General features: G+C 60.5%; 11 protein-coding genes and 3 tRNA genes. 10 read left to right on the top strand and 4 right to left on the bottom strand.

Annotated features, from left to right (window positions below; all coding sequences use genetic code 11):
* Position 1 precedes the first annotated feature (1 nt).
* Together WMO66_RS07540 and WMO66_RS07545 are read left to right on the top strand one after the other, a co-directional pair.
* A tRNA-Gly gene (locus WMO66_RS07540) sits at positions 2-77 on the top strand.
* A gap of 63 nt (positions 78-140) precedes the next feature.
* Positions 141-215, top strand: a tRNA-Cys gene (locus tag WMO66_RS07545).
* A gap of 392 nt (positions 216-607) precedes the next feature.
* Here WMO66_RS07545 and WMO66_RS07550 read toward each other — a convergent pair.
* Both WMO66_RS07550 and WMO66_RS07555 read right to left on the bottom strand, forming a co-directional pair.
* The gene (locus tag WMO66_RS07550; protein WP_349135803.1) at positions 608-1,132 is read right to left on the bottom strand and encodes a hypothetical protein; all 525 of its coding nucleotides are present in this window, start codon (positions 1,130-1,132) and stop codon (positions 608-610) included.
* A 68-nt stretch (positions 1,133-1,200) separates the two neighbouring features.
* A complete protein-coding gene (locus WMO66_RS07555; RefSeq protein ID WP_349135804.1) occupies positions 1,201-2,220 on the bottom strand; it encodes a GNAT family N-acetyltransferase in 1,020 nt (339 codons plus the stop codon).
* A 301-nt stretch (positions 2,221-2,521) separates the two neighbouring features.
* Here WMO66_RS07555 and WMO66_RS07560 point away from each other — a divergent pair, with 301 nt between their 5' ends.
* Positions 2,522-2,686, top strand: a complete 165-nt coding sequence (locus tag WMO66_RS07560) for a hypothetical protein (protein ID WP_349135805.1) — start codon at positions 2,522-2,524, stop codon at positions 2,684-2,686.
* Between the two features lie 371 nt (positions 2,687-3,057).
* A complete protein-coding gene (locus WMO66_RS07565; protein WP_349135806.1) occupies positions 3,058-4,416 on the top strand; it encodes an MATE family efflux transporter in 1,359 nt (452 codons plus the stop codon).
* Positions 4,417-4,543: 127 nt separating this feature from the next.
* On the opposite strand, the gene WMO66_RS07570 is transcribed toward WMO66_RS07565, so the two are convergent.
* Positions 4,544-4,619: transfer RNA gene (locus tag WMO66_RS07570), tRNA-Thr, on the bottom strand.
* Between the two features lie 243 nt (positions 4,620-4,862).
* Here WMO66_RS07570 and WMO66_RS07575 point away from each other — a divergent pair.
* From WMO66_RS07575 to WMO66_RS07585, 3 genes are all read left to right on the top strand, one after another.
* The gene (locus tag WMO66_RS07575; protein WP_349135807.1) at positions 4,863-5,738 is read left to right on the top strand and encodes a transporter substrate-binding domain-containing protein; all 876 of its coding nucleotides are present in this window, start codon (positions 4,863-4,865) and stop codon (positions 5,736-5,738) included.
* 97 nt (positions 5,739-5,835) lie between these two features.
* Positions 5,836-6,534, top strand: a complete 699-nt coding sequence (locus WMO66_RS07580) for an amino acid ABC transporter permease (protein ID WP_349135808.1) — start codon at positions 5,836-5,838, stop codon at positions 6,532-6,534.
* A 4-nt stretch (positions 6,535-6,538) separates the two neighbouring features.
* Positions 6,539-7,267, top strand: coding sequence for an amino acid ABC transporter ATP-binding protein (locus WMO66_RS07585; RefSeq protein ID WP_349135815.1), 729 nt, complete (start codon positions 6,539-6,541; stop codon positions 7,265-7,267).
* 45 nt (positions 7,268-7,312) lie between these two features.
* Here the strand turns inward: WMO66_RS07585 and WMO66_RS07590 are convergent, their stop codons facing one another.
* Positions 7,313-8,131, bottom strand: a complete 819-nt coding sequence (locus WMO66_RS07590) for an AraC family transcriptional regulator (protein WP_349135809.1) — start codon at positions 8,129-8,131, stop codon at positions 7,313-7,315.
* Positions 8,132-8,286: 155 nt separating this feature from the next.
* Here WMO66_RS07590 and WMO66_RS07595 point away from each other — a divergent pair, with 155 nt between their 5' ends.
* The 3 genes from WMO66_RS07595 to galE are packed head-to-tail and all read left to right on the top strand — an operon-like array spanning position 8,287 to position 11,973.
* Positions 8,287-9,474, top strand: a complete 1,188-nt coding sequence (locus WMO66_RS07595; RefSeq protein ID WP_349135811.1) for a galactokinase — start codon at positions 8,287-8,289, stop codon at positions 9,472-9,474.
* Positions 9,467-10,969: a UDP-glucose--hexose-1-phosphate uridylyltransferase gene (gene galT, locus WMO66_RS07600; RefSeq protein WP_349135812.1), complete on the top strand. Its 1,503-nt coding sequence runs from the start codon at positions 9,467-9,469 to the stop codon at positions 10,967-10,969. Before WMO66_RS07595 ends, galT begins: the two co-directional genes overlap by 8 nt.
* Positions 10,966-11,973 carry a UDP-glucose 4-epimerase GalE gene (galE, locus tag WMO66_RS07605; RefSeq protein WP_349135813.1) on the top strand — a complete coding sequence of 336 codons (1,008 nt, stop codon included), beginning with the start codon at positions 10,966-10,968 and terminating at the stop codon, positions 11,971-11,973. The genes galT and galE overlap by 4 nt, the downstream gene beginning before the upstream one ends.
* Positions 11,974-12,068 lie beyond the last annotated feature (95 nt).

Below are 12,068 nucleotides of genomic sequence, written 5' to 3' on the forward strand. Positions count from 1 at the left end.
TGCGGGTGTAGCTCATCTGGTAGAGCGCCACCTTGCCAAGGTGGAGGTAGCGAGTTCGAGCCTCGTCACCCGCTCCATTCGTTAACTGAAGGAACGCACCCCGCGTTCCTTTTTTACAAGATAACAAGATAGCTTCATATGGTGCCGTGGCCAAGTGGTAAGGCAAGGGTCTGCAAAACCCTGACTCCCCAGTTCAAATCTGGGCGGCACCTCCAAAAAAGAAAGACACGCTGATGCGTGTCTTTCTTTTTTGGTGTCAGTGTATCGAAAGCCCTGCAGAACGCAGTCGGAAGTGTATGGCATCCCATCGCCCCAAAGACCCGAATGGCTTTCCTGACAGTTGAAAAGCCGCCCTCGATGGGCGGCTCAGACTGTCAAAAACCCTGCCCAGCCGAAGGTTTCGGAGGGAAGGAAAGTGTGAAAGGAAACCGTCAGGGTGTCCTTTCACGTTCAATCACCCGCCGCAGCGGCAGAATTGCAAAATCATGCTGCAAAATTTGATTTTGCAATTCGGAAAGCAGCTTGGCGAAAAGGCCCGAAGGGACTTTTTTTGACAAGCTGAAAAGAGCCGCCCTCGGTGGGCGGCTCTCCGTCTATAGATCGGGAATCAGAACTCTGCGGGGTTCTTTGCCGCGGCCTCTGTCTCGGCGGCAGCGGCGGCCTTGGACTTGCGGACGGCATCGCGGATGAAGAAGACGGCCTCCAGAATGCTGAAGACAAAGGCGATGCCAAGGTCCTTCAGAACGCTGGTTCGGATTTCCGCCTCCGTCAGGAAATCGGGAACGGATGCCAGGGCATCGCGGAACGCGATATCGTAGGTTTCCTTGAACGCATCAAAAATCTCCTTTGCCAGACCGAAATATTCGGCGGCGACGATCATCAGCATGGTGAACACGACGGCGAGGATCGCGCCGTGCACGGTGTTCTTCCGGCCGGAAAACAGGCCATAGCCGAAGTAACCGGCGGCCATGCCGACCAGCGCGCTGATCCACGCGATATAGCCGAGCTGAAGCAAGCCGAAATGGACCAGGCCACCGGCGGCGGAGAAGAGCAGCGCGCCGAGCACACCGAGGGCGATGTTTTCGCGGCGCTTCACCGGAAGCTCCGCAGGGTTGACATAGGGTTCTGTCATGGGAGGTACCTCTCTTTCTTTTCTGTAAGCCCATTCTACCATGCCGGGCAGGAGAAAGCAAGAAGTAGTTATTCCTCCGTCGGCACGATGGAGCAGCCGTCCGTGATGCCATAGGTGGCGAGCAGGCGCTTTGTGCCCTTGTCCGTTACCGGGCGAAGCAGGCGCAGGTGCTTTGCGCCCTCGGCACGCAGCGGGCAGATCGCCTCGCCCAGAAGCTGCGCCGCCAGCCCGCAGCCGCGGTGCTCCGGCAGCAGGGCAAGATGCAGCAGCGCGCCCTCATCGCCGTCCAGGCGGCGCGTGGCGACCATCCCGGCGGGAGTATCGCGCAGCATGGCGATGCGAACGCGGTCGCCCGGCTCCGTCTGCGGGCAGCCAAGCGCGGCCAGCAGGGGAGCGTCCTCCGGAGCCACGTCGCGATACCACATATTGAAATCCAGATAGCGGCTGCCGCGCCACCAGTTCTGGCGGCCGAGCGTCGAGAGCTCCGGCGTCAGGTGCGTAGCGTCGTTCAGCGAGATCAGCTCATAGCTGCCGTTTTCCCAGTGCAGCTCCGTGACGGCCGTGTTTTCACTGTGGCTGACGCCTTCGTCCTGCCCGGGGAAGAACAGCTCTATCAGCGCGCCGCGCAGGACCATGCCGTGAGAGAAAATGGCGATGGACTGTCCTTCGTGACGGCGGACGACGTCGTCCAGCCCGGCAAGGAAGCGGTGTGCATATTGCAGGAAGCACTCCGCGCCCTCCACATACCAATGGTAGGAATCGTGAGAGAAGGCGTGCAGCTGCGCGGGATAACGTCGCTCCAACTCGCCAAACGGCGTGTCCTCCCACGGGCCGAGGCCGACCTCGCGGAAGCGCGCGTCGCGGTGGAGCGGCAGGCCCTTCTGCCGGTAGATGGCCGTCGCCGTCAGGCAGGTGCGCTTCAGATCGCTGGCATAGACCGCGTCGACGGGGATGCCTGCAAAGCGCTGCGCCAGCGCCGCGATCTGGCGGCGGCCGTTCGGCGTCACGCAGGAATCATATTGGCCGTGGATGCGGCGGAAGACATTGCCCTCCGCCTCCGCGTGCCGGATCAGGTAGATTGTTGTCATAGTCCGTTCCTCTCTGTGCATGGGATTTTCCTTCAGTATAGCACAGCAATTCAAAAATGAAAAGTGACAGACGGTCAAAAAACTGCCGGCCAAAAGCTTCGGAGGGGAAGAAAAGCAGGAATAGAAACCGTCAGGGTCTCCCTTCTCGTTCCATCACTCCCCGCAGCGGGAAAAATTGCAAGATAATATTTCAAAATTTCATTTTTGCAATTTCGAAAGCAGCTTGGCAAAAAGCTGAAGTTTTTTTTGCGCAGGCGCGGGCATGCTAACCGTGCAGAAAAGCGTGAAGGGAGGAAGAACGATGCAGGTACGATCCTTTTTGCTGACGCTCGGCCTCGGCATGGCCGCAGGCGGCACGGTAGCGCTGATGCTGCCGCGGCAGTCCGGCGTGCGCCGGGAGGCGCAGAAGGCCGCCGATGCCGTGGAGCAGACCATCACGGATGCGGTGCAGAAACTGAAGCCCTGACGGCCCGATGCTGCGGAGGACCTCCGCAGCATTTTTTATCGCGGCGTGCAGCAGGACTTGCGGGAACGGAAAAACCATGCTATAATTATGGCAGAATCTCTGCAAAAAAGACCTGCGGCCAATTTTAGGCAGCAGGTCTGCAGCTTATCCCAAAGGTCCTTTCGGACTTTTTCGCCAAGCCGTTTGCAAAAGTGTAAAATAGAATTATTATTTTGCATTTTTTTGCCGCTGCGGGAGTGATGGAACGAGAAGGGAGACCCTGACGGTTTCCGTTCCTTCTTTCCTTCCCCCCGATTTCCGGTCCTCAAGCATGATTGCGGCACAGAACGTCTGTGCCTAAATAAAATTTCAGAAAAGAAAAGGAGACGAAGATGAAGCATTCGCTGACCTCCGGCTCGATCTGGCGCGGCATGCTGTTTTTTGCCCTGCCTATCCTGCTCGGAAACATTTTCCAACAGCTCTACAACACAGCTGACGCCTTTATCGTCGGCCGCTTCCTGGATAAGAACGCCTATGCCGCCGTCAGCTCCTCCGGCAGTCTGATCTTCCTGCTCGTCGGCTTTTTCAACGGCATCGCCGTCGGCGCGGGCGTCGTCATCGCACGCTACTACGGCGCGAAGGACAACGAGAAACTCCAGACGGCCGTCCATACGACGCTGGCCTTCGGCCTGACGGCGGGCATCGTGCTGACGGTGCTCGGCATGACGCTCACGCCGCAGCTGCTGCGCCTCATGAAGACGGATGCGGACGTGCTGCCGAACTCCATCGACTATTTCCGGATGTATTTTGCGGGCTCCATAGCCATCGTCATGTATAACCTCTGCGTCGGCATCCTGCAGGCCGTGGGAGACAGCCGCCACCCGCTGTATTACCTGATCCTGTCGTCGCTTGTGAACATCGCGCTCGACCTGCTGTTTGTCGGTGTGTTCCATTGGGGGGTCTGGTCTGCCGCACTGGCCACGAGTATTTCGCAGTTCGTGAGCCTCGGCCTGTGCATCTTCCGCCTGTGCCACTATGACACGGTCTACCGTGTGTGCCTGCGCAAAATTCGCTTCCATCTGCCTATGCTCAAGCAGGTTATCCACTTCGGCCTGCCCTCCGGCGTGCAGAATTCCATCATCGCCTTTGCAAACGTCATCGTGCAGAGCAACATCAACGCCTTCGGCTCGAACGCCATGGCGGGCTGCGGCACCTATGCCAAGCTCGAGGGCTTTGCCTTCCTTCCCATCACCTGCTTCACGATGGCGCTGACGACCTTCGTCAGCCAGAACCTCGGCGCGCATCAGTATGAGCGCGTGAAGAAGGGCGTGCGCTTCGGCATCGTCTGCTCCACAACGCTGGCCGAGTGCATCGGCGTGGTGCTGTTCCTGCTGGCAGAGCCGCTCGTGGCCATTTTCCAGAACGACCCCGCCGTCATTGAGATCGGCGTGCGGCAGGCCCATGTGGAGGCGCTGTTCTTCTGCTTCCTTGCCTTTGCCCACTGCATCGCGGGCATCATGCGCGGCGCTGGCAAGCCGATGGTGCCGATGTTCATCATGCTTGCCATCTGGTGTGTGCTGCGCGTGGCCTATATCTCCATCGTCGTGCCGCTTGTGGCCAAAATCGACGTCATCTTCACGGCCTATCCGCTCACCTGGGGCGTGAGCTGTATCATTTTCCTCATCTACTTCCTTAAATCCGACTGGCTGCATAACTACGACCGGCTGGAGCAGAAAAAGGCGCTGCTGTAACACAATTTCAAACCGGCCGTCCGGGTTTTCCGGGCGGCCGGTTTTACCGAGAAAAGCCCCCACCGGCGCAGCCGGTGGGGGTGGTTTCTACAACGAAAAAGCAGCCCTTGCGAACAAGGACTGCTTTTGGAGCTACTGGCCGGACTCGAACCGGCGACCTGCTGATTACGAATCAGCTGCTCTACCAACTGAGCCACAGTAGCATGGCGCGATTTGCGTGAGTTATTGTACTTCATTTTGCGGAATTTGTCAAGCCATATTTTTGCTATTTCAGAAAATTCAATTTCTGGGCCGTTCTTGTGAAAGCTGCACAGCATTGTGTCTCTGCATGACGGATTCTTCGTCGGTTTTTGAGATTGACTTTGAATAAAAATTGATATAGAATGTATATAAATTCAAACGATAAAGCGGACACGCTCCGCCGGAACATGAAGGAGAATGAAAGCATGAAAAAATGGATCGTCCTGACGCTGGCCCTTGCGCTGGCGCTGTCTCTGTTTGCGGGCTGCGGCAAGGGCGCAGACGCAGATGAAACCGATTATGCATCCATGTCCATCGAGGAGCTGAAGCCTCTGCTGAAGACGGTCACGGACGGCAAGCTGACCGTCGCGACCAGTCCGGACTTCGCGCCGTATGAATTCTATTCCATCGATGAGAACGAGAATCCGACGCTTGTGGGCTTCGACATTGCGCTTGCACAGTACATCGCTGATTACCTCGGTCTGGAGCTTGAGATCATCCCCATGGACTTCGACGGCACGCTCAGCGAGCTCAGTGCGAAGAAGGTCGATCTTGTGCTTTCCGGCTATTCACCTGATCCCACCCGTGAGGACAAGATGGACTTCTCGGATATCTACTATGTCGGCGGCCAGTCGTTCGTGACCGTGCAGGACAAGGCGGATTCCTTCTCCACGCTGGCCGACGCCAACAAGGCGGAGTACCAGATCGGCGCGCAGCTCGGCTCCATTCAGGCCGACCTCGCCAAGGAGAACACGCCGGACGCCGATATCGTGGAGCTCTCGAAGGTCACGGATATCATTGCAGAGCTGCTGAGCGGCAAGCTGGACGGCGCGTTCATCGAAACGGTCGTTGCCGAGGCCTATGCCAAGAACTATCCGGAGCTGTGTGTCAAGTTCGACGTCCCCTATGAGCAGGAGGGCTCCGTCGTCGGTGTGAGCAAGGGCAACGGCGCGCTGCTGGCTGCCGTGAACCTCGCCATTGCCGCTGCCAAGGAGGACGGCTCCATGGACGAGTTCGTTGCCGAGGCCAACACGCTCGCCGAGGGCAATACCTACGAAGGTCTGCTGGATAATCAGGGGTAAGCACGCATCTGAAAGAGTAAGGAAATCGCAGACTTCTCCCGCCGGAACGGCGAGAGAAGTCTGCCTGTCTGTCAAAATAAAAAAGGAGGGACCCCCGTTGCTTTCTGTCAATGGCTTCCGCGCCGCCCTAAAATATCTGACCATGTTCAAGGAGGGCATGATCTGCACCGTCTCGCTGTCGTTCCTGACGGTCGTGTTTGGCTTTCTGCTGGCTCTCGTTCTGGCGTTGATGCGTATGAGCCGCATCAAGCCTCTGAGCATTTTCGCGTCCATCTATGTGGAGGTGTTCCGCGCGACGCCGATGCTCGTGCAGCTGTTTATCATCTACTACATTGTGTTCGGCGGCGTGAATCTGCCGTCGTTCAAGCTGTTCGGCTTCATTCGCTTTGAGCGCTTTCTGCCGGGCGTCATTTCGCTGGCGCTGAACTCCGCTGCCTACCTCAGCGAGATTATCCGCGCCGGTATCCAGAGCATCGACCCCGGCCAGTCGGAGGCCGCCCGCAGCCTCGGCCTGACGCGCCGCCAGACGCTGCAGTCCATCGTGCTGCCGCAGGCCATCAAGAACATCCTCCCGGCCATCGCCAATGAGTTCGTGACGATCATCAAGGAGTCGTCCATCTGCTATACCATCGGCGTGCAGGAGATCATGTCCGCAGTGAACTCCGTGAAGTCCGCGACGTTCTCCATCGGTGAGCCGCTGATCATCGCTGCCTGCGTGTATTTCTGCCTGACGTTCCCGACGTCGAAGATCATCCAGTATTTCGAAAGGAGAATGAGCCGTGGCGACCGCAGATAATGTCATCATCTCCGTGCAGAATCTCTGCAAGTATTTCAAAAAGGACGCCATCCGCGCGCTGGACGGCATCTCCGTCGATATCCGGCAGGGCGATGTCATCGCGGCCATCGGCCCCTCCGGCTCCGGCAAGAGCACGTTCCTGCGCAGCCTGAACCTGCTGGAGATGCCGACGAGCGGATCTATCCTGTTCCACGGCGTCGATATCACGCAGAAAAAGGTCAACATCGACCAGCTGCGCCAGAAGATGGGCATGGTCTTCCAGCATTTCAACCTCTTTCCGCACCGGACCATCCTGCAGAATATGACGCTGGCGCCGGAAAAGGTGCTCCGTATGCCGCGCGAAATGGCCACGGAAAAGGCCCTGCAGCTGCTGCGCCGCGTCGGCCTCGAGGACCGTGCTGACGCCTATCCCATCCAGCTCTCCGGCGGCCAGAAGCAGCGCGTGGCCATCGTGCGCGCGCTCATGATGGAGCCGGAGGTCATGCTGTTCGACGAGCCGACATCCGCGCTCGACCCCGAGATGGTCGGCGAGGTGCTCGACGTCATGAAGGAGCTGGCGCACACCGGCATGACCATGGTCGTCGTTACACATGAGATGGGCTTTGCCCGCGAGGTCGGAAACCGCGTGCTCTTCCTCGATCAGGGCAAGCTCGTCGAGGAGGGCACGCCGGAGCAGATCTTCGGCGCGCCGAAAAACCCGCGGCTTCAGGAATTTTTGGCAAAAGTGCTTTGAGTTTCAAAAAACGGGATCGCCTCGTCGGCGGTCCCGTTTTCTGTATCAGGTATGCTCCTGCCCGGCGCGGTAGACGCTCGGGGAGCAGCCCTCGCTGGCGGCAAACACGCGCGAGAAATAGAGCGCGTCCGGGTAGCCGACGGACCATGCGATCTCGGAGATATGCATCGTCGTGCCGCGCAGCAGGGTGCGCGCCGTTTTCAGCCGGGTCTCCCGCAGCAGGGCGGTGGGGGAGCGGCCGAAGCGCTGCATGAAGCCGCGGTAGAGCCAGCTGCGGCTCACCCCGGCAAAGGTGGCGATGTCGTCGACGGTGATGGGCTCGGCGTAGTTGTTCTCGATATAGGCCGCCGCGCGGTCGATGACGTCTCCGCGGTCCTCTGGGCCTTCCCGTCCCTCGATGAGCTTGCCGAGCAGCAGGTAGGCATAGCCCAGCATCTGCGTCCGGCTCCACGCGGACTGGCCGCGCGCCTCGTAGATCGCGGTGATGTAGCGCTGGAACGTCCGCCCGAAGTCGATGTGCAGCACGGGCGCGTCCGGGCGCAGGTCCGTGCGCGCCAGCAGGGCGGCGGCATCCGGCCCGCTGAAGCCGAGCCAGTAGTATTCCCACGGCGATTCCGTGTCTGCCTCGTAGCTCACCACGACATTCGGCCAGACGAGAAAGACCTCGCCCGCGCGCACGGGGAAGGCCCGCCCGGCCGCCGTGAACGTCCCGCGGCCGGAAACGACGTAGTGGATGAGATAGTGATCCCGCACGCCCGCGCCCCAGCGGTAGCCGGGTGTGCATTGCTGAAACCCGACATTTTTTACCGACAGCGGCAGAGCGGCGCCGTCGGATTTATAGGAATTCTTGAAGTAAACTGCCATGATACCCGCCTCCCGTACCAGAATACCACAAAAGGCAACAAATTTCCATATCAGCGCTTGAAAATTCCATTGCATCCGCAACATATTTCCCTAAAATAAAGATATCGGTAATAAAAAGCGAACAAAAAGAAATCACAGAAAGGTGCGTCATTCCGATGTACGAATCTCTCAAGAAGCGATTTACAGATCAGTTTGGCACGAAGCCCGGCTTCGTATTCTCCGCACCCGGCCGCACGGAGATCGGCGGCAACCACACGGACCATCAGCACGGCTGCGTGCTGGCGGGCGCCGTGAACCTCGACACCGTGGCGGCCGTCGCCCGCAGCGAGCGCGGCGCGATCCGCGTGCTGTCCGAGGGCTATCCCCTCTGCGAGGTCTCCCTGTCAGAGCTGGAGGCCGTCCCCGCCGAGGCGGGTACGACGAAGGCCCTCGTCCGCGGCATTGCTGCGCGGTTCGCCGCGCTGGGCCATTCGCCCATGGCCTTTGACGCCTATGTGACCTCCACGGTGCTGCCGGGCAGCGGCCTGTCATCCTCGGCGGCGTTCGAGGTCCTCATCGGTGTGATCCTGAACCACCTCGGCAGCTGCGGACTGACGGCTCCGGAGATCGCGCAGGTCGGCCAGTATGCCGAAAACGTCTACTTCGGAAAACCCTGCGGCCTGATGGACCAGACGGCGTCCGCCGTCGGCAACATCATCGGCATCGATTTTGCCGATCCGGCCCATCCGAAGATCCAGCCCGTCGCCTTTGACTTCGCCTCCTGCGGCTACAGCCTGTGCATCATCGATTCCGGCGCGAGCCACAGCGACCTGACGGACTGCTATGCCGCCATCACGAACGAGTTGAAGGCCGTGTGCCGTGTGTTCGGCAAGGAGGCCCTGCGCGATGTGCCGGAGGACGAGTTCTACGCCCGCCTCGGCGAGGTGCGGCAGGCGGCAGGGGACCGCGCCGTGCTGCGCGCGATCCATGTCTATGAGGACAACAAGCGCGTTCGCCTGCAGCTACGTGCACTCGAAAACGACAATTTTCCCGCCTTCCTTGAGTACGTCAAGGAATCCGGCGATTCGTCGTGGATGTATCTGCAGAATGTGATCCCCGAGGGCCGCACGGCCCGTCAGGAGGTCGCGTTCGCGCTGGCGCTGGCCAAGCATCTGCTGGGTGGCCACGGCGCATGCCGCGTGCACGGCGGCGGTTTTGCGGGCACCATTCAGGCCTTCGTGCCGAATGAGCAGCTCGAGGAATTCCGCGGCGGCATCGAGGCCGTCCTGGGCGAGGGCAGCTGCCATGTGCTGTCCATCCGCCCGGAGGGTGGCATTCTGGCGGAGGTGTGCAGCCATGATTGACGCCTGCATCGCCGGCCTGCTCCGCTATGCGGAGGATACCGGCCTCATTGAGGCGGACGACCGCCTCTGGGCGCGCAACCGTCTGCTTGAGGCCCTGCAGCTCGACGGCTGCGACCCTGACTGCGCCCCGGCAGAGCTGCCGCTGGCGGACCTGCTCCGCGAACTGACGGAGGACGCCGTTTCCCGCGGCGTTGCACAGGATAATTCCGTGGCGCGCGACCTGTTTGATACGAAGCTGATGGGCGTGCTGACACCTGCTCCGCATGAGGTGCGGGCTAAATTCCGCAGCCTGTATGCCGTCTCACCGGAGCGGGCGACGGACTGGTTCTACGCCTTCAGCCAGAACACGAATTATATCCGCCGCGACCGCATCGCGCGCGATCAGAAGTGGGTCTACGAGAGCGCCTACGGTCCGCTGGACATCACGATCAACCTCTCCAAGCCGGAGAAGGACCCGCGCGCCATTGCGGCTGCCAAGCTCGCGCCGCAGTCCGGCTATCCCAAGTGCGCTCTCTGCGCCGAAAACGAGGGCTATGCCGGACGGATGAATCATCCGGCCCGCCAAAACCACCGCGTCATTCCCGTGACGATCAACGGCAGCGGCTGGTATCTGCAGTATTCGCCGTATGTCTATTATAACGAGCACTGCATCGTCTTCAACGGCACGCATACGCCGATGAAGATCGACCGCGCGGCCTTCCGCAAGCTGCTGGACTTCGTCGGCCAGTTCCCGCACTACTTTGTCGGCTCGAACGCCGACCTGCCCATCGTCGGTGGCTCCATCCTGAGCCACGATCATTTCCAGGGTGGGCACTACACATTTGCCATGGAGCGCGCGCCTGTCGAGGAGCCTGTCCGCTTCTGCGGCTTTGACGATATCCGCGCAGGCATCGTCAAGTGGCCGATGTCCGTTCTGCGCCTGACCGGCCCGGACAGCGACCGCCTTGTGGAGCTGGCCGACCGTATCCTGCGCGCATGGCGCGGCTACACGGACGAAAGCGCCTTCGTCTTTGCCGAGACGGACGGCGAGCCGCACAACACCATCACGCCCATTGCCCGCCGCCGCGGCGTAGACTATGAGCTGGACCTCGTCCTGCGCAACAACATCACAACGCCGGAGCATCCGCTCGGCGTGTTCCACCCGCATGCGGCCCTGCACCATATCAAAAAAGAGAACATCGGCCTCATCGAGGTCATGGGCCTTGCCGTTCTGCCTGCCCGCCTGAAGGGCGAGCTGGCCGCACTGGAGCAGGCCATCCTGTCCGGCGCGGACATCCGTGCGGACGAGACCCTCGGCAAGCATGCCGACTGGGTCGACGAACTGAAAACACGTTATACGTTCACGCCGGAAAACACGGCGGACATTCTGCGCCGGGAGGTCGGCGCGGTGTTTGCGCAGGTGCTGGAAGACGCGGGCGTCTTCAAACGAAATGAAGCCGGGCGGGCGGCATTCCGCCGCTTCCTCGGCACTGCAGATCAGGAGGGATCGTTATGAAAATTCTGGTAACCGGCGGCGCGGGCTTCATCGGCAGCCACACCTGCGTCGAGCTGCTTGAGGCGGGCCACGACGTCGTCATTCTGGACGACCTGTCCAATGCGTCCGGTACGGTCATCGACAAGATCGAGACCATCACGGGCAAGCGCCCCGCGTTCTATCAGGCGGATGCGAAGGACCGCGCCGTCCTGCATGAGATCTTCACCGCGCACCGCATCGATGCCGTCGTGCATTTTGCGGGCTTCAAGGCGGTCGGCGAGAGCTGCCATATCCCGCTGGCCTATTACCGCAACAATCTGGATTCCACGCTGGCCCTGCTCGAGGAAATGGCGCAGGCGGGCTGCACGCGCTTCGTGTTCTCGTCCTCCGCGACGGTCTATGGCCCGGACAACGCCATTCCCTATGTCGAGACGATGCCCACCTATGTTGCAACGAACCCCTACGGCTGGACGAAGGTCATGATCGAGCAGATCCTGCGCGACTACTGCACCGCAACGCCGGGCTTCACGGCCGTGCTGCTGCGCTACTTCAACCCCATCGGCGGCCATCCCTCGGGCCTGCTCGGCGACGATCCGAACGGCATTCCGAACAATCTCATGCCCTATATCGCCCGCGTGGCGGCCGGTCAGCTGGACAAGCTGACGATCTTCGGCGACGACTATCCCACGCCGGACGGCACCTGCCGCCGCGACTATCTGCATGTCGTCGATCTGGCCAAGGGCCATCTCAAGGCCATCGACTATGCCATGGAGCACACGGGCGCGGAGGCCTTCAATCTGGGCACCGGCCACGCCGTGAGCGTGCTGGAGCTGGTGAACACGTTTATGGAGGCCACGGGCGTGAACGTGCCCTATGTCATCGGCCCGCGCCGTGAGGGCGACCTGCCCCAGATGTGGGCGGACACGCACAAGGCGGAGACCATCCTTGGATGGAAGGCCGAGAAGACCGTGGCCGATATGTGCCGCGACAGCTGGAACTTCGTCTGCAGCGTGAAGAAGCAGTAATGTCCGGTCAGGAATCGGAACCGAGTAGGAGGGACGTTTAGTCCCGTCCTCTCACACCACCGTGCGTACCGTTCGGTACACGGCGGTTCAATCGC

It is taken from the genome of Faecousia intestinalis (genome assembly GCF_040096185.1).
Taxonomy (GTDB): Bacteria; Bacillota; Clostridia; order Oscillospirales; family Oscillospiraceae; genus JAZOXB01.

What these genes read in the sequence shown, in the direction of transcription:
- WMO66_RS07560 (WP_349135805.1), top strand. Translation starts at nt 2,522, where the DNA reads ATGCAGGTACGATCCTTTTTGCTGACGCTCGGCCTCGGCATGGCCGCA.
- WMO66_RS07550 (WP_349135803.1), bottom strand. Translation starts at nt 1,132, where the DNA reads ATGACAGAACCCTATGTCAACCCTGCGGAGCTTCCGGTGAAGCGCCGC.
- WMO66_RS07555 (WP_349135804.1), bottom strand. Translation starts at nt 2,220, where the DNA reads ATGACAACAATCTACCTGATCCGGCACGCGGAGGCGGAGGGCAATGTC.
- WMO66_RS07595 (WP_349135811.1), top strand. Translation starts at nt 8,287, where the DNA reads ATGTACGAATCTCTCAAGAAGCGATTTACAGATCAGTTTGGCACGAAG.
- WMO66_RS07590 (WP_349135809.1), bottom strand. Translation starts at nt 8,131, where the DNA reads ATGGCAGTTTACTTCAAGAATTCCTATAAATCCGACGGCGCCGCTCTG.
- galT (WP_349135812.1), top strand. Translation starts at nt 9,467, where the DNA reads ATGATTGACGCCTGCATCGCCGGCCTGCTCCGCTATGCGGAGGATACC.
- WMO66_RS07575 (WP_349135807.1), top strand. Translation starts at nt 4,863, where the DNA reads ATGAAAAAATGGATCGTCCTGACGCTGGCCCTTGCGCTGGCGCTGTCT.
- galE (WP_349135813.1), top strand. Translation starts at nt 10,966, where the DNA reads ATGAAAATTCTGGTAACCGGCGGCGCGGGCTTCATCGGCAGCCACACC.
- WMO66_RS07565 (WP_349135806.1), top strand. Translation starts at nt 3,058, where the DNA reads ATGAAGCATTCGCTGACCTCCGGCTCGATCTGGCGCGGCATGCTGTTT.